The organism is Nocardioides salarius (assembly GCF_016907435.1).
Taxonomy (GTDB): Bacteria; Actinomycetota; Actinomycetes; order Propionibacteriales; family Nocardioidaceae; genus Nocardioides; species Nocardioides salarius.
In genome coordinates this window covers 1,010,470-1,029,354 of sequence record NZ_JAFBBZ010000001.1, presented here as the reverse complement: position 1 = coordinate 1,029,354, position 18,885 = coordinate 1,010,470, and the positions used below count along the sequence as shown (strand labels likewise).

Genomic DNA, 18,885 nt, shown 5'->3' with positions numbered 1-18,885 from the left:
GGGCGTGCCCCACGACCCGAGCGACCACTTCGTCCACGTCCGCGGTGCCAGCGAGCACAACCTGCAGCACGTCGACGTCGACCTGCCCCGCGACGCGCTGGTCGTCTTCACCGGCGTCTCGGGGTCGGGCAAGTCCTCGCTCGCGTTCGGCACGCTCTACGCCGAGGCCCAGCGCCGCTACTTCGAGTCCGTGGCGCCCTACGCCCGGCGGCTGCTGCAGCAGGTCGGCGCACCCCACGTGCAGGAGATCACCGGCCTCCCGCCGGCGGTGGCCCTGCAGCAGCGCCGCGGGGCGCCGAGCTCACGCTCCAGCGTCGGCACCCTGACCACGCTGTCCAACCTGGTGCGGATGCTCTACTCGCGCGCCGGCACCTATCCCGCGGGCGCGCAGCGTCTGGGCGCCGAGGCGTTCTCGCCCAACACCACGGCCGGCGCCTGCCCCGAGTGCCACGGGCTGGGGGAGGTGCACGACGTGGCCGAGGACCTGCTGGTCCCCGACCCCTCGATGAGCATCCGCGACGGTGCGATCGCCGCCTGGCCGGGCGCCTGGCAGGGCAAGAACCTCCTGCGGGTGGTGAAGGCCGTCGGCATCGACGTCGACGTGCCTTTCGAGCAGCTCTCGCGCACCGACCGCGACTGGCTGCTCTACACCGACGAGCAGCCGCGCGTGCTGGTCGACCGGCGCGGTGAGCCCGACGACTCGACCGGCCGCGACTACCACGGCACGTTCTGGAGCGCGCGCAAGCACGTGCGGCACGTGCTGGCCGACACCAAGAGCCAGATGATGCGCGACAAGGCGATGCGCTTCGTCCGGGCGGTCAGCTGCTCGGCCTGCGGCGGCACCGGCCTCCAGGCCGCCTCGCTCGCCGTGACCTTCCGCGGGCTCACCATCGCCGAGACCAACGCGCTGTCCTTCGTCGACCTGGCCGAGCAGCTGCGACCCGTCGCCGAGCTGGGCGAGGCCGCGGCCGCCACGTCGTCGGCCGACTCGGGGGAGAGCACGGAGGTGGCGGTGCGGCTGTGCGCCGACCTCGTCGCCCGGGTCGACGTGCTGCTCGGCCTGGGCCTGGGCTACCTGTCCCTGGGCCGCAGCTCCACGACCCTCTCGCCCGGCGAGACCCAGCGCCTGCGGATCGCCACCCAGCTGCGCTCCGGGCTCTTCGGGGTCGTCTACGTGCTCGACGAGCCCTCCGCCGGCCTGCACCCCGCCGATGCCGAACCGCTGCTCGACGTGCTCGACCAGCTCAAGGCCTCGGGCAACTCGCTCTTCGTGGTCGAGCACGACCTCGACGTCGTGCGCCGCGCCGACTGGGTGGTCGACATCGGGCCGGGCGCCGGCGAGGGCGGCGGACGGGTGCTCTACTCCGGGCCCGTGGGCGGGCTCGAGGACGTGGCCGACTCCGTGACCGGGGCGCACCTCTTCGGCCGGGTCGAGCCCGTCGAGCGGCAGCGGCGTACGCCGCACGGCTGGCTGCACCTGCGCGGGGTCAGCAGGCACAACCTCGACGACCTCGACGTCGACCTGCCGCTGTGCACGCTCACCGCGGTCACCGGGGTGTCCGGCTCGGGCAAGTCGACCCTGGTCACCCAGGTGCTGGCCGAGCTGGTGCGTCGCCACCTGGGCCAGAAGCCCGACGACGAGGACGACGGCGCGCTCGAGATCGACGTCGACGACGCCACCGGCCTGGAGTCCTTCGACCGGCTGGTGCGCGTCGACCAGCGCCCGATCGGGCGCACCCCGCGCTCCAACCTGGCCACCTACACCGGCCTCTTCGACGCGGTGCGCAAGCTCTACGCCGCCACCCCCGAGGCCCGCGCCCGCGGCTACGGGGCCGGCCGCTTCTCCTTCAACGTCGCCGAGGGGCGCTGCGAGACCTGCCAGGGGGAGGGCTTCGTCTCCGTCGAGCTGCTCTTCATGCCCGGCACCTACGCCCCGTGCCCGGCCTGCGAGGGTGCGCGCTACAACCCGGAGACCCTCGAGATCCGGCACCGCGGCCGCAGCATCGCCGACGTGCTCGCGCTGTCGGTCGACGAGGCCGCCGAGGCGCTCGACGACGTGCCGGCGGCCGTGCGCAGCCTGGCGACGCTGCGCGAGGTCGGCCTGGGCTACCTGCGCCTGGGCCAGCCCGCCACCGAGCTCAGCGGTGGCGAGGCGCAGCGCATCAAGCTGGCCACCGAGCTGCAGCGTGCGCGCCGGGGGCACGCGCTCTACCTGCTCGACGAGCCGACCGCCGGGCTGCACCCGGCCGACATCGCGCTGCTGGTGCACCAGCTGCACCGCCTGGTCGACGCCGGCAACACCGTGGTGGTCGTCGAGCACGACCTGGCCACGATCGCGGGCGCCGACTGGGTGGTCGACCTCGGCCCGGCCGGGGGCGACGGCGGCGGCCGGGTGGTGGCCACCGGCACCCCCGCCGAGGTCGCCGCCGCCGAGGGCAGCGTCACCGCGCCGTACCTGGCCCGGCACCTGGCCCAGCGCGAGAGCGCCCGGGCCGGGGCCTGAGCAGGCTCAGGAGTCGGGGCCGCCGAGCCGGGGGGAGACCAGCACCAGGGGCGTGCGCCGGCGCAGCGCCAGCGGGAGCGTCGAGCAGGCGACCAGCGCCACGAAGCCGCTGATGATCTTGTCGCCCAGCGAGACGACCATGTTGGACAGGCCGACGGCCACCTCGAGCAGGCCGGTCATCTCGATGAAGGTGGCGGTGACGAAGTCCTGGCTGTGCCCGACCCCGCCGCCGTAGAGCAGCACGAGCACCGGGATCGCCACGAGGGTGCAGGTCACGGCGACCAGCACGTTGAGGCCCATGAAGCGCAGCAGCGTGCGGCCCATGGCGAAGCGCCGCACGCCGTAGCCCCAGACCAGCGCGCCGGCCATGTTGACCAGGGCGAAGGGGATGGAGTCGGTGCCGCTGACCGCGGTGCCGGCGAGGTTGCTGGTCAGGCCGACGGCGACGCCGTACCAGGGCCCGAGGGCGATCGCGGCGACCGCGGTGCCGATCATGTCGAGGAAGATCGGCAGCTGCAGCACGTCGACGACGAAGCGCCCCGCCAGGTTCACCACCACGCAGAGCCCGGCCAGCACCATCGCCAGCCGCAGGGCGGGCGGGGGCGTCGGCAGCGCCGGGTCGTCGTCGGTGGGGTGGGTGGTGGGCTCGCGGGTGGGCGGGGGTGTGGATTGCGGCGTGGTCCCCGTGGCGGGCACCGGGGCGGGTGCCGGTGCGGGGGCCGCACCGCCGCGGCGGCACTGCGCCACCCAGCGGTCGACGTCGAGGTCCTCGCCGCCCAGGACGCGCACGATCTCGCGGACCAGCTCGAGGTTGACCCGGGCGCGGCCGGTGCGGAAGACGTCGTAGACGGTGGTCCGTGCCACGCGGGCCTCGTGCTCGCCGAGCCCGGCGTCGAGACGGCCGCGGGCGACGCGACGCGCGATCTCGCCGTACGACGGCTCACCGGCCTCGAGCCGAAGCTGCTGCAACCGATTCGCGAGGAGGTCCCACTCGCTGCCCTGGGGCGACTGGGTCGGCGTGTCGCTCACGACCTGGTCCTCCCTCCGGGGCTGGGGCGGCGCTCCGTGGCGCGGACCCTCCGGCCACCCACTGTACGAGGGCGCGTCCGAGTTGTTCGGATTCGTTCGGGACTTAACCGGGGGTGGTGGAAATCGCAGGTCAGGGCCTAGAACTGATGGTGTCGTGGTCGTGGCGCCGGGGGGAGCCACGGCGACGGCGGCAGCGCCGCGCCCGCCCCGTCACCCGTGAAGGGGTGCCCCGCGCGAACAGATCGAGGAGCCGCATGAGCAGCATCAACGCCACCGACCCCAGCCGGGACTCGTGGTCGTCGCACGAGTTCACCGCCGACCTGAGCCACCTCGTCTTCCCCGACGAGGTCAGCGCCGAGCGCGAGAACCTGCTGGTCAGCCCGGAGCTGCGCGTCGACCAGACGCACCTGCACTTCCCGCAGTCCGGCGGCTCGCTCTTCTACTGGATCTTCTCGTTCCGCTGGCAGGGCGAGCAGTGGCACGGCCAGCTGCACGAGTCGCGCCACCGCGACCTCCTGGTCACCCAGGCGCGTGCGGTGATGGCCGGCTTCCTGCCCTTCAGCAGGTTCAAGGCCACGGCCGCGGAGGTCCGCTCGGAGCAGCAGGACTACACCACCGACGACCTGCGGTCCTTCGGTCGCCGGCACCGCCTGGAGACGCTCGGCTGGTAGCCCGTTCCGCAGGAACTGGCGCCGGCTCGGCCGGAACTGGCGCCGGCTCGCGGGTCAGGTGCGGGCGAGGAACGCGAGCGCCCGCTCGAGCAGCAGCGCCGTCGCTGCCGCGTCGTACGACGCCAGCGAGCGGTCGGTGAACAGGTGCTGGTCGCCGGGGTAGGTGAAGAGCTCGGCGCCGGCCCCCACGACCTCGACGAGCTCGCGGGCCGCGTCGAGGTCGCCGCCGCCGGCGAACTCGGGGTCCTCGGCCATGCCGTGCACCTGCACCGGGACGCCCGCGGGCCAGGGCCCGAAGGCCCAGTCGCCGGTGACGGGCACGCACGACTCGAGCAGCAGCGCCCCGCGCGCCCCCGGGCGCGTCTGGGCCAGCCGCTGGGCGGCCATCACGCCGAACGAGATGCCCGCGTAGACCAGGTCGGGACCCAGCGTCTCGGCGGCCGCGACCGCCCGCTCGGTCAGCGTGTCGAAGCCGCTCTCGCGGGCGAAGGCCATGCCCTCCGCGAGGGTGGCGAAGGTCCGGCCCTCGAAGACGTCGGGCGTGTGCACCGTGTGCCCAGCCTCGCGCAGGTCGTCGGCGAGCGCGCGGACCCCGTCGGTGAGGCCCTGGACGTGGTGGAAGAGCACCAGCTCGGTCATCCGCCGATGCTGGCAGCGGCGGGGTGCGAAGTAAAGGCCGGGCGCCGGGCGCGCCCACCGGGTCGTGGCCTACGCTGCGGCGGTGCACGAAGCCCGACCACGTCGGTTCCTGCGGCACCCCGCCCAGCTGGTCGTGCTGGGCTTCGCGGGTGCCGTCGCTGTCGGCACCCTGCTGCTGCTCCTGCCGGTCTCGCGCACCGGCACCGCGGGAGCCGACCTCGTCACTGCGCTCTTCACCGCCACCTCGGCCGTGTGCGTCACCGGGCTGGCCGTCGTCGACACCGGCACCTACTGGTCGGGCTTCGGCCAGGCGGTGGTGCTGGCGCTGATCCAGGTCGGTGGCTTCGGGATCATGACCCTGGCCTCGCTGCTCGGGCTGCTGGTGTGGCGGCGGATGGGTCTGCGCAGCCGGATCACCGCGATGGCCGAGACCAGGGCGCTGGGCCTGGGCGACGTGCGCAGCGTGGTCCTCGGCGTCGCGCGCGTCAGCCTGCTGGTCGAGGCCGTGGTCGCGGTGCCGCTGGGCCTGCGCTTCTGGTGGGCCTACGACTACTCGCCCGGGCGGGCGGCGTACCTCGGCGTCTTCCACTCCGTCTCCGCCTTCAACAACGCCGGCTTCGCGTTGTGGTCCGACAGCCTGACCCGCTACGTCACCGACCCGTGGATCTGCCTGCCGATCGCGGCCGCCGTCATCCTCGGCGGGCTGGGGTTCCCGGTGGTGCTCGAGCTGCGCCGCCAGCTGCGCCGGCCGCGGCGCTGGAGCCTGCACACCAAGATCACCGTCTCGGCGACGCTCGTGCTGCTGGTCGCCGGCACCGTCTTCGTGACCGCCAACGAGTGGCGCAACCCGGCCACGCTGGGCGCGCTCGACGCCGGCCCGGGCCGGGTGCTGGCCGGCTTCTTCCAGGCGGTGATGCCGCGCACGGCGGGCTTCAACTCCCTCGACTACGCCCAGATGCACGAGGGCACCCTGCTCGGCACGGTGGTGCTGATGTTCATCGGCGGCGGCTCGGCGGGCACCGCCGGGGGCATCAAGGTCACCACCTTCGTGCTGCTGTGGTTCGTGATCTGGGCCGAGGTGCGCGGCGAGCAGGACGTCGAGGCGTTCGGACGCCGCATCGACGACCGCGCGACGCGCCAGGCGCTGACCGTGGCGCTGCTGTCGGTCGGCGTGGTCACCGCGGCGACCGTCGCCCTGGTCGAGATGACCCGCCTGCCCACCCACCAGGTCCTCTTCGAGGCCGTCTCGGCCTTCGCCACCGTCGGGCTCTCGACCGGCATCACCGCCGACGTCGGCACCCACGGGCACCTGGTGCTGACCCTGCTCATGTTCGTGGGCCGACTGGGCCCGGTCACGCTCGTCTCCGCCCTCGCCCTGCGCGAGCGGCGGCGCGCCTACAGCCACCCCGAGGAGAGGCCGATCATTGGCTAGGAACAAGCACCGGGCCGAGGAGCACCGCTCCCGCCGCCCGCACCGGCACGGAGCCTCCGACGGCGGGGTCGTCGTGCTGGGGCTGGGGCGCTTCGGCAAGAGCCTGGCCCTCGAGCTGGTCGCCGAGGGCACCGAGGTGCTCGGCGTCGACGCCGACCCGCGCATCGTGCAGTCGCTCAGCGGCCGGCTGACCCACGTCGTCACCGCCGACACGACCAACGAGGAGGCGATGCGCCAGCTCTCGGTGGGCGACTTCGACCGGGCCGTGGTCGGGGTCGGCAACGACCTCGAGGCGAGCATCCTCTCGGCCTCGGTCGCGCTCAACCTGGGCGTGCCGATGGTCTGGGCGAAGGCGATCAGCCAGGCGCACGCCCGCATCCTGACCCAGATCGGGGTGCACCACGTGGTGCGTCCCGAGCACGACATGGGCAAGCGGGTCGCCCACCTCGTGCGCGGGCGGATGCTCGACTACATCGAGATCGACGAGGGCTACGCCATGGTCAAGACCAGCCCGCCGGCCGCCATGCACGGCACCTCGCTGGCCGAGTCCGACGTACGCCGCCGCTGGGGGGTGACCGTCGTCGGGGTCAAGAGCCCCGGCGCGGCCTTCACCTACGCGACCCCCGAGACGGTGCTGGCGGCCGGCGACGTGATCGTCGTGTCCGGCTCCCGCCAGGACGTGGAACGCTTCAGCGACATGAGCTGAGCATGGCGCGGCGCCGGGCCCCCAGGGGGCACACTGTGCGGGTGCCTCTCGGACCAGCACGATCCCCCCGCCGCCCTGTCCACTCCCTCCTCGGCCACTCCCGCTCCGGCCACCTGCGCCACCGTCACCGGCCGCACCGGCTGCTGCCGGCCCTGGTGCTCGCCCTGGCGCTGGTGCTGCCCGCCGCCGGCCCCGCGGCCGCCGACCCCGACCCGGGTCCCGGGCCCGATCCCGCGCCGGAGCCCGTCGCCACGGTGCTCACCGCCGAGGCGCCCGCCCGGTACGCCGGCAGCCGGGTGCCGGTGCGCCTGCTGCTCACCGACGAGGCCGGTGAGCCGGTCGCCGGTGCGGCGCTGCGGCTCGAGCGGCGCCGCGACGGCGTGTGGAGCGAGGTGCCGGCCGGCCCGACCGACGACACCGGGAGCGCGACCGCCGAGGTCGAGGCCGCCCGAGCGCCCAAGGACAACCGGGTGCGGGCGTCGTACGAGGGCGACGAGACCCACGCACCCTCCAGCACCGGGCTGGTGCGCCTGCGGCTGCGCCGCCGCAACGCCGAGGTGCGGCTCAACGGGCCGGGCAGCGTGGTCGACGAGCAGTCGGTGCGGTTGCGCGTGCGGGTCACCACCGGGGCGGGTGAGCCCGTCGAGGGACCGGTGCGGCTGGAGCGCCGGGCCGGGCGCCGCTGGGTCGAGGAGGAGCGGCTGCGCCTCGACCAGCGCGGGCGGGCCGCGACCAGGGTCGCCCCGCGCGAGGACACCCGCTACCGGGCACGGGTCACCCGCCGCCCCTGGCTGGACAGCGGCACGAGCACCGTGCACCGCCTCGACAACCGCCCGCCCGGCACGCCGGTGGCGCTGCCGAAGGGCGCCCCGCGCCCGCGCCGCTCGCTGCCCGCGCAGCCGCGAGCGGTGGGGGAGGGGGCGAACGCGAAGGTCTCGCGGATCCCGGGCGGGGTCTGGAAGCAGATGACCGGTCGCAGCTGGCACGCCGGCTGCCCCGTGGGCCGCGCCTCGTTGCGGCTGTTGCGCATCAACTACTGGGGCTACGACGGCTACCGCTACCGCGGCGAGCTGGTCGCGCACGCCGACGCCGTGGGCCGGATGAGCCGTGCCCTGGCCGACATGTACGCCCGCGAGCTGCCGATCCGCTCGATGTACCGCGTCGACCGGTTCGGCTGGTCGAAGCGGCTCAAGGGCGCCGACGACCACGCCTCCATGGCCGCCGGCAACACCTCGGCGTTCAACTGCCGCCAGGTGGTGGGCCGTCCCGGGGTGCGCTCGCCGCACTCGTGGGGACGCTCGCTCGACGTGAACCCGTGGGAGAACCCCTACCGGACCTCCGGGGGCTGGCTGCCCACCGGCTGGTGGGTCGGGCGCAGCCACCCCAGGGTCGCCTGGCGCTCGGGCTCGCACGCGGTGGTGTCGCTGATGCGCGGGCACGGGGTGCGCTGGACCTACGGCACCGCCGACGCCCACCACTTCGACGCCCCCGCCGGGGGCGGGCGCACCGCTGGTCGCGGCGACCGGCCCCACCTGCCGCCGGTCTGCGACCACGAGGTGTGCCACTGAGCCGGGGGCGGCCGGGGCTAGCCTGCCGCCCATGAGCGAGTGCGTCTTCTGCCGCGTCGTGGCCGGCGACCTGGAGGCCGACCTGGTCCTCGAGACCGACGACCTGGTCGGCTTCCTCGACCAGCGCCCGGTCTTCAAGGGTCACGTGCTGCTGGTGCCCCGCGAGCACGTCGTGACCCTGCCCGACCTGCCGGCCCGGCTGCGCGACCCCTTCCTGGCCGCCGCCCAGCGCATCGCCGGGGCGGTCGTCGACGAGCTCGGCGCGCAGGGCAGCTTCGTCGCGGTCAACAACACGGTCAGCCAGTCGGTGCCCCACCTGCACCTGCACGTGGTGCCGCGCACCAAGGGCGACGGGCTGCGCGGGTTCTTCTGGCCGCGGCAGAAGTACGCCGACGGCGAGCGGGCGGCGTACGCCGCGAGGCTGCGCGCGGCGCTGGGATGAGTCGCGGCTATCGTGCAGACGGCGCGGTGACCGCACCGCGCGAGCGCGCCCTGCGCGCACCGCAGACTTTCGAAGGAGTTGGGTAGCAGATGGGTCGTTTCGACGGACGCGTCGTCGTGGTCACCGGGGGAGCGCGGGGCATCGGCTTCGGCACCGCCACCCGTTTCGCCGAGGAGGGCGCCTCGGTCGCCATCGTCGACCTCGACGAGGCCGCTGCCTCCGAGGCCGCGGGCCGCCTGCCCCTCGTCGACGGCGCCAAGGCCGCCGGCATCGGTGCCGACGTCAGCAACGGCGAGTCGGTGGAGGCCGCGGTCACCCGGGTCGTCGAGGAGCTCGGCGGCATCCACGTGGTGGTCAACAACGCCGGCATCACCCGCGACAACCTGCTGTTCAAGATGACCGAGGACGACTGGGACCTCGTGATGGGCGTGCACCTCAAGGGCGCGTTCTTGATGACGAAGGCCGCCCAGAAGCACTTCGTGGAGCAGAAGTACGGCAAGATCGTGAACATCTCCAGCGTCTCGGCGCTGGGCAACCGCGGCCAGGCCAACTACTCCGCGGCCAAGATGGGCATCCAGGGCTTCACCCGCACCCTGGGCATCGAGCTGGGCCCCTTCGGTATCAACGCCAACGCCGTCGCGCCCGGTTTCATCGCCACCGAGATGACCGACGCCACCGCGGCCCGGCTCAAGATGGACGTCGACGAGTTCCGCGCCCTCTCGGCCGAGGCCAACCCGGTCAAGCGGGTCGGCTTCCCCGAGGACATCGCCGCGGCCGTGGCCTTCCTGGCCAGCGACGAGGCGTCGTACATCACTGGCCAGACCCTGTACGTCGACGGCGGCGCCAAGCTCGGCTGAGCCGCGCCGCCCCCCGTCGCCCCCACCCCCGCCGTCCCCCTGATCGGAGCCACCGTGCGCCCAGCCCGCACCAGCCTCGCCCGGCCGCCCCGCCGCCCGCACCACGGGCGACGCCGTCCCCTCCGGGTCGGTGCGCTCGCCCTGGTGGCGAGCCTGGCGCTGGCGGCCTGCTCCTCCGACGACGGGGGCGGGGGCGACGAACCGGCCGCCGAGGGCCCCGACGGCCAGAAGGTGAGCAAGGGCGCGACGCTCGACGCCACCTGGCCGCTGACCGGGCTGTCGGTCACCGGGTCGCAGTCGGCCGCCCGGGACCACCCCGTGATGGTGGTCAAGATGGACAACACGCCCTCGAGCGCGCCCCAGCGCGGGCTCGGCTCCGCCGACCTGGTCGTCGAGGAGCTCGTCGAGGGCGGGGTCACCCGGCTCGCGGCCTTCTACTACTCCGACATCCCCGGCACCGTGGGTCCGGTGCGCTCGATGCGCGCCAGCGACATCGGCATCGTCGCGCCGGCCGACGCCGCCGTGGTGACCAGCGGCGCGGCCCCGGTCACCCTGCAGCGGGTGCGCGGCGCCGGCATCACCTTCTTCTCCGAGGGCTCCAAGGGCTTCTTCCGCGACAACGCCCGCTCGGCGCCGTACAACCTCTTCACCGACCTCGAGGCCACCACCACCCTGGTCGTGGGCCCCGAGGAGCGGCCCGACGACTACCTGCCCTGGGGCGAGGCGGAGGACCTGCCGAAGGGCAAGCCGGCCACGTCGCTGTCGGCCGACTTCGGCAGCCACACCACGAGCTGGAGCCACGGTCCGAAGGGCTGGACCAACACCAACTCGTTCGCCGCCGCCGACGACCGGTTCCCGGCCGACACGGTGCTGGTGCTGCGGGTGCAGGTCGGCGACGCCGGCTACCGCGACCCGGCCGGCAACCCGGTGCCCGAGACCAAGCTCGAGGGCAAGGGCGAGGCGCTGCTCTTCCACGACGGCCGGATGGTGCGCGGACAGTGGTCGAAGGCCACGCTCGAGGCGCCGCTGGCGCTGAAGGTGGGCGGCAAGCGGCTGACGGTCCCTGCCGGGCGCACCTGGGTCGAGCTGGTGCCCGCGGCGAGCGGGGCGGTCAGCTTCTCGCGCTGAGCCCGGCCAGTGGGCGGGCCGGCCGGATCAGCGGGACTGCTCGGGCGGCTCGGGCAGCTCGACCCCGGCGTCGGCCAGGGCCTGGAAGCCGCTGATGATGAAGCCGATCGCGGTCTCGACCCGGGCAGCGGCCGCGATCGCGTCGTCCGAGCCGGCCACGGCCTCGCCCGCCGACGACATCGCACCGAAGAAGATCCGGGCGAAGGTCTGCTGCATGTCCTCGTCGAGGTCCCAGGGCCCGGCGTGCAGCACCGCGCGCACGATGTCGAGCACGTTGGCGAAGGTGGAGCGCTCCTCCTGCTCGCGGAAGCGCTCGTAGCCCAGCACCGAGGGACCCTCCTGGATCACGATGCGCCGGTACGTCGGGTCCTGGACGACCACGAGGAAGGCCTCGAGGCCGGCGCGGGCCTTGGTCCACGGGTCGCGGTTCTCCTTCAGGGCCTTCTGGATGGCGCGCGAGGCCTCGGCCTCGACCCGCTCGAAGACGGCCTCGAAGAGCGCCTGCTTGCCGGAGAAGTGGTGGTAGAGCGCGCCCTTGGTGACCTCGGCGCCCCCGACGATGGCGTCGAGGGAGGTGCCCGCGTAGCCGTGCTCGGTGAAGAGCTCCTCGGCGACGTCCACGAGGGCGCGCTTGGTCGAGGCGGAGTACTGCTGGCGGCGGGTGCCCCCCACCCCGGGCACGCTGGGCACCTTCGGCACCAGCTTGTGGACGGAGGACTTCGGCATGGCACCACTCTAGGGACCCGCCTGTGCCGACCGTCACGTCGGCGTGCCGGTGCGGTGGTCAGGATCACGGCGCTGCCACCCCTCGGGCCGTTGCATACCGACGGTACGGGTCCGTACTCTCGGTACGTACTCAAGGTATGTGAACCTTGACCGACACAGGAGAAGCCATGACCTGGAACTCGTATCGCCACCGCGGGGAGACCCTCCGCCGTGTGATCGCCAGCGCCGATCTCCGACGCGACGGCCGCCTGCCGATGGACCTCGAGGGCGTCTCCGAGGCCTTCGGCTCCGAGCTCGACCTGCTCGGTGCGCTGCAGCTGCGCTGGCACACCCGCCTCGCCGGCCGCATCGAGCGCGAGCTGGTCGAGGACCCGATGGACCTCGAACGGGCCGTCATCGCCGCGTGGCGCGCCACGGCCGACGAGCTGCCCGGTGTGCGGGCGATCGTCGACCAGCACCGCGAGCACCCCCTCGACGACGAGATGGCCGCCGCGATGACCCGCGCGGAGGTCAAGGAGCGGGCCTTCCTGGCGGTGATGGCCGGACGTGCCAGCGCCAGCGACGCGGGCGCCGCCCGGGTCGGTGCCCGTCTCGAGGCCGCCGCCCGCGCCGACTGGCACCCCCAGCCGGTCCGCCTGCAGCCCGAGCGTCCTACCCTGCTGCACCGGCTCCGAGCGGCGCTCGCCGCCTGAGTCGACCCCGATCCGGCCCGGTCCTCCCACCGGGCCGTCCGACGGTCCCCGTCGGCGCGTCTCCCTCCCTCCCTGACGCGCCGCCGGGGGCTGTCCCCTTCCTGGCTGTGGCCTGTTGTCGACCAGCGAGGAGCGCGCACCGTAGGTCGAGCAGGGAGGAGCGCCGGCGACGAGTGCGCACCGTTGGTCGAGCAGTGAGGAGCGCCAGCGACGAGCGACGCCGAGACCCCGCGAGGTGCCCGCCCACCGCAACCACCCGCCGTACGCCGTGGTGTCGCCGGGTTTCGAGACGGTTGCTGCGCAACCTCCTCAACCAACGGCGGGCCGCCGTTGGTCGAGCAGTGAGGAGCGCCAGCGACGAGCGACGCCGAGACCCCGCGAGGTGCCCGCCCACCGCAACCACCCGCCGTACGCCGTGGGGTCGCCGGGTTTCGAGACGGTTGCTGCGCAACCTCCTCAACCAACGGCGGGCCGCCGTTGGTCGAGCAGCAGGGAGTGTCGCGTGCCGGGTTCAGTGGAGGCTCTGAAGTGACGCGTCGACGGTAGTCGGCGCGGGGTTGTGCCGGTAGTGCTCTTCCTCGAACTCGACGGGTGGGACGAGTCCGATCTCGCCGTGCAGGCGTCGGTGGTTGAACCAGTCGATGTACTCGGCGACGGCGATCTCGAGGTCGTCGATGTTCTTCCAGGGGCCCTTGTTGCGGATCAGCTCGGCCTTGAACAGCGAGTTGAACGCCTCGGCCAGGGCGTTGTCGTAGCTGTCACCAGTTGATCCGACGGATGCGACGGCGCCGGCCTCGGCCAGGCGCTGGGTGTAGCGAACCGCGAGGTATTGAACGCCCTTGTCGCTGTGGGCGATGACGCCGGTGGTGTCCTGGCCGGCGTGCTCGCGGGTCCACAGCCCCATCTCGAGAGCGTCCAGCGCCAGGTCGGTGCGCAGGCTCTTCGACAGCTGCCAGCCCACCACTCGGCGGGAGTAGACGTCGATGACGAACGCGGCGTAGACCCAGCCGGCGAAGGTGCGGCAGTAGGTGATGTCCGCGACCCAGACACGATTCGGTGCAGGTGCCCTGAAGTCGCGGTCCAGCAGGTCCGGGCGGGCATCCGGGCCGGTGCCGGGGATCGTGGTGCGCGGCCCTTTGGCTCTGCTGATCCCGCGCAGCCCCTCGGCGCGCATCAGCCGGTGCACGGTGCACCTGGCGATACGGTGACCGCGCCGGTTGAGCTCGGCGTGCATCTTGCGGACCCCGTAGACGCCGTAGTTGTCGGTGTGGACCTGCCGGATCACCTCCAGGCGCTGCGCGTCGGCGACAGCGCGTGCCGAGGGCGGCCGGGACTTCGCGGCGTAGTAGGTGCTCGGGGCGATCTGCATCCCTGCCTTGCGTAGGACGGTGCAGATCGGCTCGACCCCGAACCTCGCCCGGTGCTGGTCGATGTACTCGACCAGCACCGCCGTGGTCACTTCAGCTTGCGGTCGAGCTCCGCCGCGGCGAAAAAAGCCGAGGCCGTCCGCAAGATCTCGTTGGCCCGCCGTAGCTCCTTGACCTCACGCTCGAGCTCGGCGATGCGCTGCGCCTCGGTGCTGCTGACGCCGGGACGGTGGCCCTCGTCGACCTCGGCCTGGGAGACCCAGTTGCGCAACGTCTCAGCGTTGATCCCCAGCTGATCGCCGACCCGCTTCAGTGCGCCGGTCCTGGTCGCCGGGTCACGCCGCAGATCGACCGCCATCCTGATTGCACGCTCCCGAAGCTCCTCGGGATACTTCCTCGGTGCTGCCATGACTCTCATCCTTCCGTGGAATGAGAGCCTCCATCAGACCCGGCACGCGACAGAGCGCCAGCGACGAGCGACGCCGAGACCCCGTAAGTGGCCCGCCCACCGCCACCATCCGCCGTACGCCATGGGGTCACCGGGTTTCGAGACGGTTGCTGCGCAACCTCCTCAACCAACGGCGGGCCGCCGTTGGTCGAGCAGCAGGGAGCGCCAGCGACGGGCGACGCCGAGACCCCGTGAGGTGCCCGCCCACCGCAACCACCCGCCGTACGCCATGGACTCACCGGGTTTCGAGACGGTTGCTGCGCAACCTCCTCAACCAACGGCTGTGACCACCGCCGTTGGTCGAGCAGGGAGGAGCGCCAGTGACGAGCGACGCCGAGACCCGGTGAGGTGCCCGCTCGCCGCAACCACTCGCCGTACGCCATGGGCTCACCGGGTTTCGAGATGGTTGCTGCGCAACCTCCTCAACCAACGGGCGCGCGGCAGCGCCGGTGATCGAGCAGCGGGGCCGGGAGCGGAGTGCTCCTAGGTTCGTCGGTGGAAAGTGACCTGGTTGTCAGCCCCGACGTCGCTCTCGTACTCCGGGTCATGAATGCGGCGGTGGTGGTAGGGGCATAGGAGTCGTCCGCGGTCGAGGTCGGTGTGGCCGTGGCACGACCACGGGTCGTCGTGGTGGGCGTGACACATCGCCGGAGGGGCGTCACAGCCACGGGCGGTGCAGCCGCCGTCACGGATACCCATCGCGACCCGCTGGGCCGGGGTGAAGTACCGCTTCGCACGTCCCACGTCGAGCGGCTGACTCTTGCCGCCCAGCACGACAGGGACGACGCCCGCCTCACAGGCCAGCCGCCTCGCGGTGGCGGCGCTGATCCGGTCACCGGTGTCGAGGGTGGCGGCCGCCAGGCCGTCCTTGAGGGAGTCGAGGGTCATGGTCACCACGACGGTGGCGTTCACGCCACCTGCCTTGGGTAGTTCCTTGGGGTCGAGCCTTTCGATGAGCTCGACGAACGCGGCACCGAGCCGCTGCGCGGTGGGGCGGCGTACCGGCACCGGCGCCTGCTCCTCGTGCTCACCCTGTTCGTCCGCACCGTCGGCGGTGCGGTTCGCGATCTGGTGCTTCGGTGCGGCGAACGCCAGCAGCGCCCGCTCCAGCATCTGACCGGCCAGCAGCGGCACCGTGAACGAGCCCTTGATCCGGCCGTGCCCGTCCTCGCGCATCCGGAACACCGCCGACTTCTCCGCCTCGCGCTCCTCGCGGTCGAGCTGTTCGGCCTCCCATGCCTCCGCGACCTCGGGTGCCACGACTTCGAGGATGCGTCGACCCAGCACCCGCAGCGCCTTGGCGTCGTGGACCTCCGCGAACGCCACCAGCGCCTTCGCCGCCTGCTCCAACACACCGGCGTCCAGGTCGTCGGGCAGCTCATCGAGCGCCGTGCAGATCACCGACGCCTGCTCCGCGACCACCTCGCCACGCCCCAGTGCCTCCCGCACCACGTCGTAGCGGACGAGCCCCTCAGCCAGGCGGACCTGGCGGAACGACTCCCGCTTCGTCGACCGCGTCGCGTTGGAGTGCCACACCGCCACCGACGGCGACGCATTCGTCTCCGCCACCGCCACCGTCTCGGCGTGGGCGAGGGTCCGCGACTTCAGCTCGACCACCCTCGCCTCGAGCTGCGAGAAGTCGACCAGCGCCTCCGCGGTCTCGGCCTGGCTCATCGACCACAGCGGAGTCTCGGCGAGCTCGTCGAGCAGCGAGTGCATGCGCGCGAGCGCCCCGTTGATGGGGTGCGTCGCGGTGGTGGCCATGAGTAAAGTATCTCAGGGCCCACCGACAAAGCACCAGGTCAGAAGCCGTTTTCCACAGGCAGATCGAAACTTTTTTCGAGACGATCTACTCGGTTCGCAAGCGACTGGTCGGTGGTGCGAAACTGACTGGTCGATGGTGCAGAAGTGACTGCTCGGCCATGATGGGGCCATGTCGAGCGAGGTGCGCGCCGGGATGCTGCTGGTGGCCAGCCCGGCGCTGCTGGACCCCAACTTCGCCGACACCGTGATCCTGCTGCTCGACGCCGACGACGAGGGTGCGCTCGGGGTCGTGCTCAACCGGCCGACCCCGGTGCCGGTCGCGGAGGTGCTGGCCGACTGGAGCCCGGTGGTCGCCGAGCCCGACGTGCTCTTCCAGGGCGGACCGGTCAGCACCGAGGGTGCGCTGGCGGTGGCCCACCTGGCCGGTGCCGCGCCGGGCGCCGAGCCGGTCGCCGCGCCCGGCTACCGGCCGCTGACTCCGACCCTGGGCCTGGTCGACCTCGACACACCCGTCGAGCAGCTCGCCGGGCACCTCGACGCGCTGCGGATCTTCGCGGGGTACGCCGGCTGGGGCGCCGGCCAGCTCGCCAACGAGATCGCCGAGGGCAGCTGGTACGTCGTGCCCGCGCACGACGACGACGTGTTCCGCGAGGAGACCACCGAGCTGCGCCGCGAGGTGATGCGCCGCCAGCCCGGCGAGCTGGCCTGGCACTCCACCCGCCCGGCCGATCCCGACCTGAACTGAACGACCTTCTCGCGTAGGGTGGTCTCTCGTGAGCAGCTTCGGATTCGGGACCGGCACCGCCGTCGAGGAGGACGTCCGCGAGGACCGTCGCACGGTCCCGACCGACGATGGTGACCACGAGCGCTTCTCGCACTACGTCGACAAGGACAAGCTGACCGAGGCGATGGTGATGGGCACGCCCGTCATCGCCCTGTGCGGCAAGGTCTGGGTGCCCAGCCGCTCCCCGGAGAAGTTCCCGGTCTGCCCCGACTGCAAGGAAGTCTGGGACTCCTTCAACGACGGCGGCTCCGGCGGCTCTGGCGGTTCCGACGCGTGACGGGTTCCCACCAGCCGGACCTTCCCCTCGACGACGGGTCCGGCCCCTCGCTGACGCCCGCGCTGCCCCCCGCCTGGCCCGAGCGCGCCGCGTGGGGCACGGCCCCCCTGCTGCGTGCCTGGCAGCAGGCGGCGATGGAGAAGTACTTCTCCGAGCAGCCCCGCGACTTCCTCGCCGTGGCCACGCCCGGTGCCGGCAAGACCACCTTCGCGCTCTCGGTGGCCGCCGAGCTGCTCGGGCGCCGGCTCATCGACCGGGTCACGGTCGTGGCGCCGACCGAGCACCTCAAGACCCAGTGGGCGCAGGCCGCGGAGCGCGCCGGCATCCCCATCGACCCGACGTACGCCGCCGGCAAGGGCCGCACCTCGCAGGACTACGTCGGCATCGCGGTGACGTACGCCGGTGTGGCGGTCAACCCGCTGGCGATGCGGATCCGCACCGAGCGGTTCAAGACGCTGGTCATCCTCGACGAGGTGCACCACGCCGGTGACGCGCTCTCGTGGGGCGAGGGCGTGCGCGAGGCCTTCGAGCCCGCCGCGCGGCGCCTGGCCCTGACCGGCACGCCGTTCCGCTCCGACGTCAACCCCATCCCGTTCGTCAGCTACGCCCCCGGTCCCGACGGCATCCCGCGCTCCGCGGCCGACTTCACCTACGGCTACTCCCACGCCCTGGCCGACCACGTGGTGCGCCCGGTGCTGTTCCTGGCCTACTCGGGGGAGATGAGCTGGCGCACCCGCGCCGGCGACGAGGTCGCCGCGCGCCTGGGCGAGCCGCTGACCAAGGACCTGACCAACCAGGCGCTGCGCACCGCGCTCGACCCCGAGGGCTCGTGGATCCCCTCGGTGCTCGCCGCGGCCGACAAGCGGCTCTCCGAGGTGCGCCGCCACGTCCCCGACGCCGGTGGCCTGGTGATCGCCACCGACCAGGACAGCGCCCGCTCCTACGCCAAGACGCTGCGCAAGATCACCGGCGAGGCCGCCACGGTGGTGCTCTCCGACGAGAAGGCCGCCTCGAAGAAGATCAGCGCCTTCGCCGCCGACGACTCGCGCTGGATGGTCGCGGTGCGGATGGTCTCCGAGGGCGTCGACGTGCCCCGCCTGGCCGTCGGCGTGTGGGCCACGACCACCTCGACCCCGCTCTTCTTCGCCCAGGCGGTCGGGCGCTTCGTGCGGGCCCGGACCCGCGGCGAGATCGCCTCGATCTTCCTGCCCTCGGTGCCGCGGCTGCTCTCCTTCGCCTCCGAGATGGAGGTCGAGCGCGACCACGTGCTGGGCCGCAAGGTCACCGACGAGGACGACATCTTCGCCGCCGAGGACGACCTGCTGGCCCAGGCCAACGCCAGCGAGTCGGCCTCCTCGGAGGAGCAGTCGCTCTCCTTCGAGGCGATCGGCTCCGAGGCGCGATTCGACCACGTGCTCTACGACGGCGCCACCTTCGGCCACGAGGGGGAGGTGCAGGTCGGCTCCGAGGAGGAGATGGACTTCCTCGGCATCCCCGGCCTCCTCGAGCCCGGCCAGATGCGCGACCTGCTGCGCCAGCGCCAGTCCGACCGCGCCCGCAAGCAGAAGCCCGCCCCCGCGGCCGCGACGCCGGCCCCCAGCGTGGAGCAGGTCTCCACCCACGAGCAGCTGGCCGTGCTGCGCCGCGAGCTCAACGGACTGGTGGCCGCGTGGTTCCACCGCACCGGCCAGGCCCACGGCATCACCCACGCCGCGCTGCGCAAGGAGTGCGGCGGACCGGCCGCGGCGATCGCCAACGCCGAGCAGCTGCGCGCGCGCATCGACCGGGTGCGCGAGTGGGCGGCCCGCAAGTCGGGCTGAGGACCCGTCGGGAGCGGCGTACGCCGTCTGCG

General features: G+C 73.0%; 17 protein-coding genes and 1 other annotated feature. Of the genes, 12 read left to right on the top strand and 5 right to left on the bottom strand.

Going from position 1 to position 18,885, the window contains the following annotated elements:
- Window positions 1-4: 4 nt before the first annotated feature.
- Window positions 5-2,503, top strand: a complete 2,499-nt coding sequence (locus tag JOE61_RS05050; RefSeq protein ID WP_193669146.1) for an excinuclease ABC subunit UvrA — start codon at window positions 5-7, stop codon at window positions 2,501-2,503.
- 6 nt (window positions 2,504-2,509) lie between these two features.
- Here JOE61_RS05050 and JOE61_RS05045 read toward each other — a convergent pair whose 3' ends face one another.
- Window positions 2,510-3,532 (bottom strand): ECF transporter S component, encoded by a 1,023-nt coding sequence (locus JOE61_RS05045; RefSeq protein WP_193669147.1) that lies wholly within the window; start codon window positions 3,530-3,532, stop codon window positions 2,510-2,512.
- A 254-nt stretch (window positions 3,533-3,786) separates the two neighbouring features.
- Between JOE61_RS05045 and JOE61_RS05040 the strand changes: the two genes are divergently transcribed.
- Window positions 3,787-4,203: a hypothetical protein gene (locus JOE61_RS05040; protein WP_193669148.1), complete on the top strand. Its 417-nt coding sequence runs from the start codon at window positions 3,787-3,789 to the stop codon at window positions 4,201-4,203.
- A 54-nt stretch (window positions 4,204-4,257) separates the two neighbouring features.
- On the opposite strand, the gene JOE61_RS05035 is transcribed toward JOE61_RS05040, so the two are convergent.
- Window positions 4,258-4,842 (bottom strand): dienelactone hydrolase family protein, encoded by a 585-nt coding sequence (locus JOE61_RS05035; RefSeq protein WP_193669149.1) that lies wholly within the window; start codon window positions 4,840-4,842, stop codon window positions 4,258-4,260.
- Window positions 4,843-4,924: 82 nt separating this feature from the next.
- Between JOE61_RS05035 and JOE61_RS05030 the strand changes: the two genes are divergently transcribed.
- From JOE61_RS05030 to JOE61_RS05005, 6 genes are all read left to right on the top strand, one after another.
- On the top strand, window positions 4,925-6,274 hold the full coding sequence (locus tag JOE61_RS05030) for a TrkH family potassium uptake protein (protein WP_307822818.1): 1,350 nt from the start codon (window positions 4,925-4,927) through the stop codon (window positions 6,272-6,274).
- On the top strand, window positions 6,267-6,980 hold the full coding sequence (locus JOE61_RS05025; protein WP_227491740.1) for a potassium channel family protein: 714 nt from the start codon (window positions 6,267-6,269) through the stop codon (window positions 6,978-6,980). Before JOE61_RS05030 ends, JOE61_RS05025 begins: the two co-directional genes overlap by 8 nt.
- 41 nt (window positions 6,981-7,021) lie before the next feature.
- Window positions 7,022-8,548, top strand: coding sequence for a M15 family metallopeptidase (locus JOE61_RS22400; RefSeq protein ID WP_193669150.1), 1,527 nt, complete (start codon window positions 7,022-7,024; stop codon window positions 8,546-8,548).
- 31 nt (window positions 8,549-8,579) lie between these two features.
- Complete coding sequence (locus JOE61_RS05015; protein ID WP_193669151.1) at window positions 8,580-8,990, top strand: HIT family protein; 411 nt, start codon at window positions 8,580-8,582, stop codon at window positions 8,988-8,990.
- An 89-nt stretch (window positions 8,991-9,079) separates the two neighbouring features.
- Window positions 9,080-9,847: an SDR family NAD(P)-dependent oxidoreductase gene (locus JOE61_RS05010; RefSeq protein ID WP_193669152.1), complete on the top strand. Its 768-nt coding sequence runs from the start codon at window positions 9,080-9,082 to the stop codon at window positions 9,845-9,847.
- Window positions 9,848-9,901: 54 nt separating this feature from the next.
- Window positions 9,902-10,975, top strand: coding sequence for a DUF3048 domain-containing protein (locus JOE61_RS05005; RefSeq protein WP_193669153.1), 1,074 nt, complete (start codon window positions 9,902-9,904; stop codon window positions 10,973-10,975).
- A 27-nt stretch (window positions 10,976-11,002) separates the two neighbouring features.
- Here the strand turns inward: JOE61_RS05005 and JOE61_RS05000 are convergent, their stop codons facing one another.
- A complete protein-coding gene (locus tag JOE61_RS05000) occupies window positions 11,003-11,701 on the bottom strand; it encodes a TetR/AcrR family transcriptional regulator (protein WP_193669154.1) in 699 nt (232 codons plus the stop codon).
- A gap of 212 nt (window positions 11,702-11,913) precedes the next feature.
- Between JOE61_RS05000 and JOE61_RS04995 the strand changes: the two genes are divergently transcribed.
- Window positions 11,914-12,393, top strand: coding sequence for a hypothetical protein (locus JOE61_RS04995; protein ID WP_307822816.1), 480 nt, complete (start codon window positions 11,914-11,916; stop codon window positions 12,391-12,393).
- Window positions 12,394-12,904: 511 nt separating this feature from the next.
- Here the strand turns inward: JOE61_RS04995 and JOE61_RS04990 are convergent.
- Window positions 12,905-14,169, bottom strand: a protein-coding gene (locus JOE61_RS04990; RefSeq protein ID WP_204797151.1) for an IS3 family transposase whose coding sequence is annotated in 2 segments (ribosomal slippage) — window positions 12,905-13,890 and window positions 13,890-14,169 — 1,266 coding nt in all. Because the reading frame shifts where the segments join, the coding sequence is not laid out codon by codon here.
- Window positions 13,748-13,891 (bottom strand) — a sequence feature (AL1L pseudoknot). Its footprint overlaps the gene before it by 144 nt.
- Before the next feature lie 522 nt (window positions 14,170-14,691).
- Window positions 14,692-15,972: an HNH endonuclease signature motif containing protein gene (locus tag JOE61_RS04985; protein ID WP_193667719.1), complete on the bottom strand. Its 1,281-nt coding sequence runs from the start codon at window positions 15,970-15,972 to the stop codon at window positions 14,692-14,694.
- A gap of 169 nt (window positions 15,973-16,141) precedes the next feature.
- Between JOE61_RS04985 and JOE61_RS04980 the strand changes: the two genes are divergently transcribed.
- The 3 genes from JOE61_RS04980 to JOE61_RS04970 all read left to right on the top strand — a co-directional run bounded on the left by JOE61_RS04980 (window position 16,142) and on the right by JOE61_RS04970 (window position 18,853).
- Entirely contained in the window at window positions 16,142-16,717 is a 576-nt protein-coding gene (locus JOE61_RS04980) for a YqgE/AlgH family protein (RefSeq protein WP_193667720.1), read from the top strand.
- A 28-nt stretch (window positions 16,718-16,745) separates the two neighbouring features.
- The gene (locus JOE61_RS04975; protein ID WP_193667721.1) at window positions 16,746-17,033 is read left to right on the top strand and encodes a DUF3039 domain-containing protein; all 288 of its coding nucleotides are present in this window, start codon (window positions 16,746-16,748) and stop codon (window positions 17,031-17,033) included.
- Window positions 17,034-17,167: 134 nt separating this feature from the next.
- Window positions 17,168-18,853 (top strand): DEAD/DEAH box helicase, encoded by a 1,686-nt coding sequence (locus JOE61_RS04970; protein WP_239553419.1) that lies wholly within the window; start codon window positions 17,168-17,170, stop codon window positions 18,851-18,853.
- Window positions 18,854-18,885 lie beyond the last annotated feature (32 nt).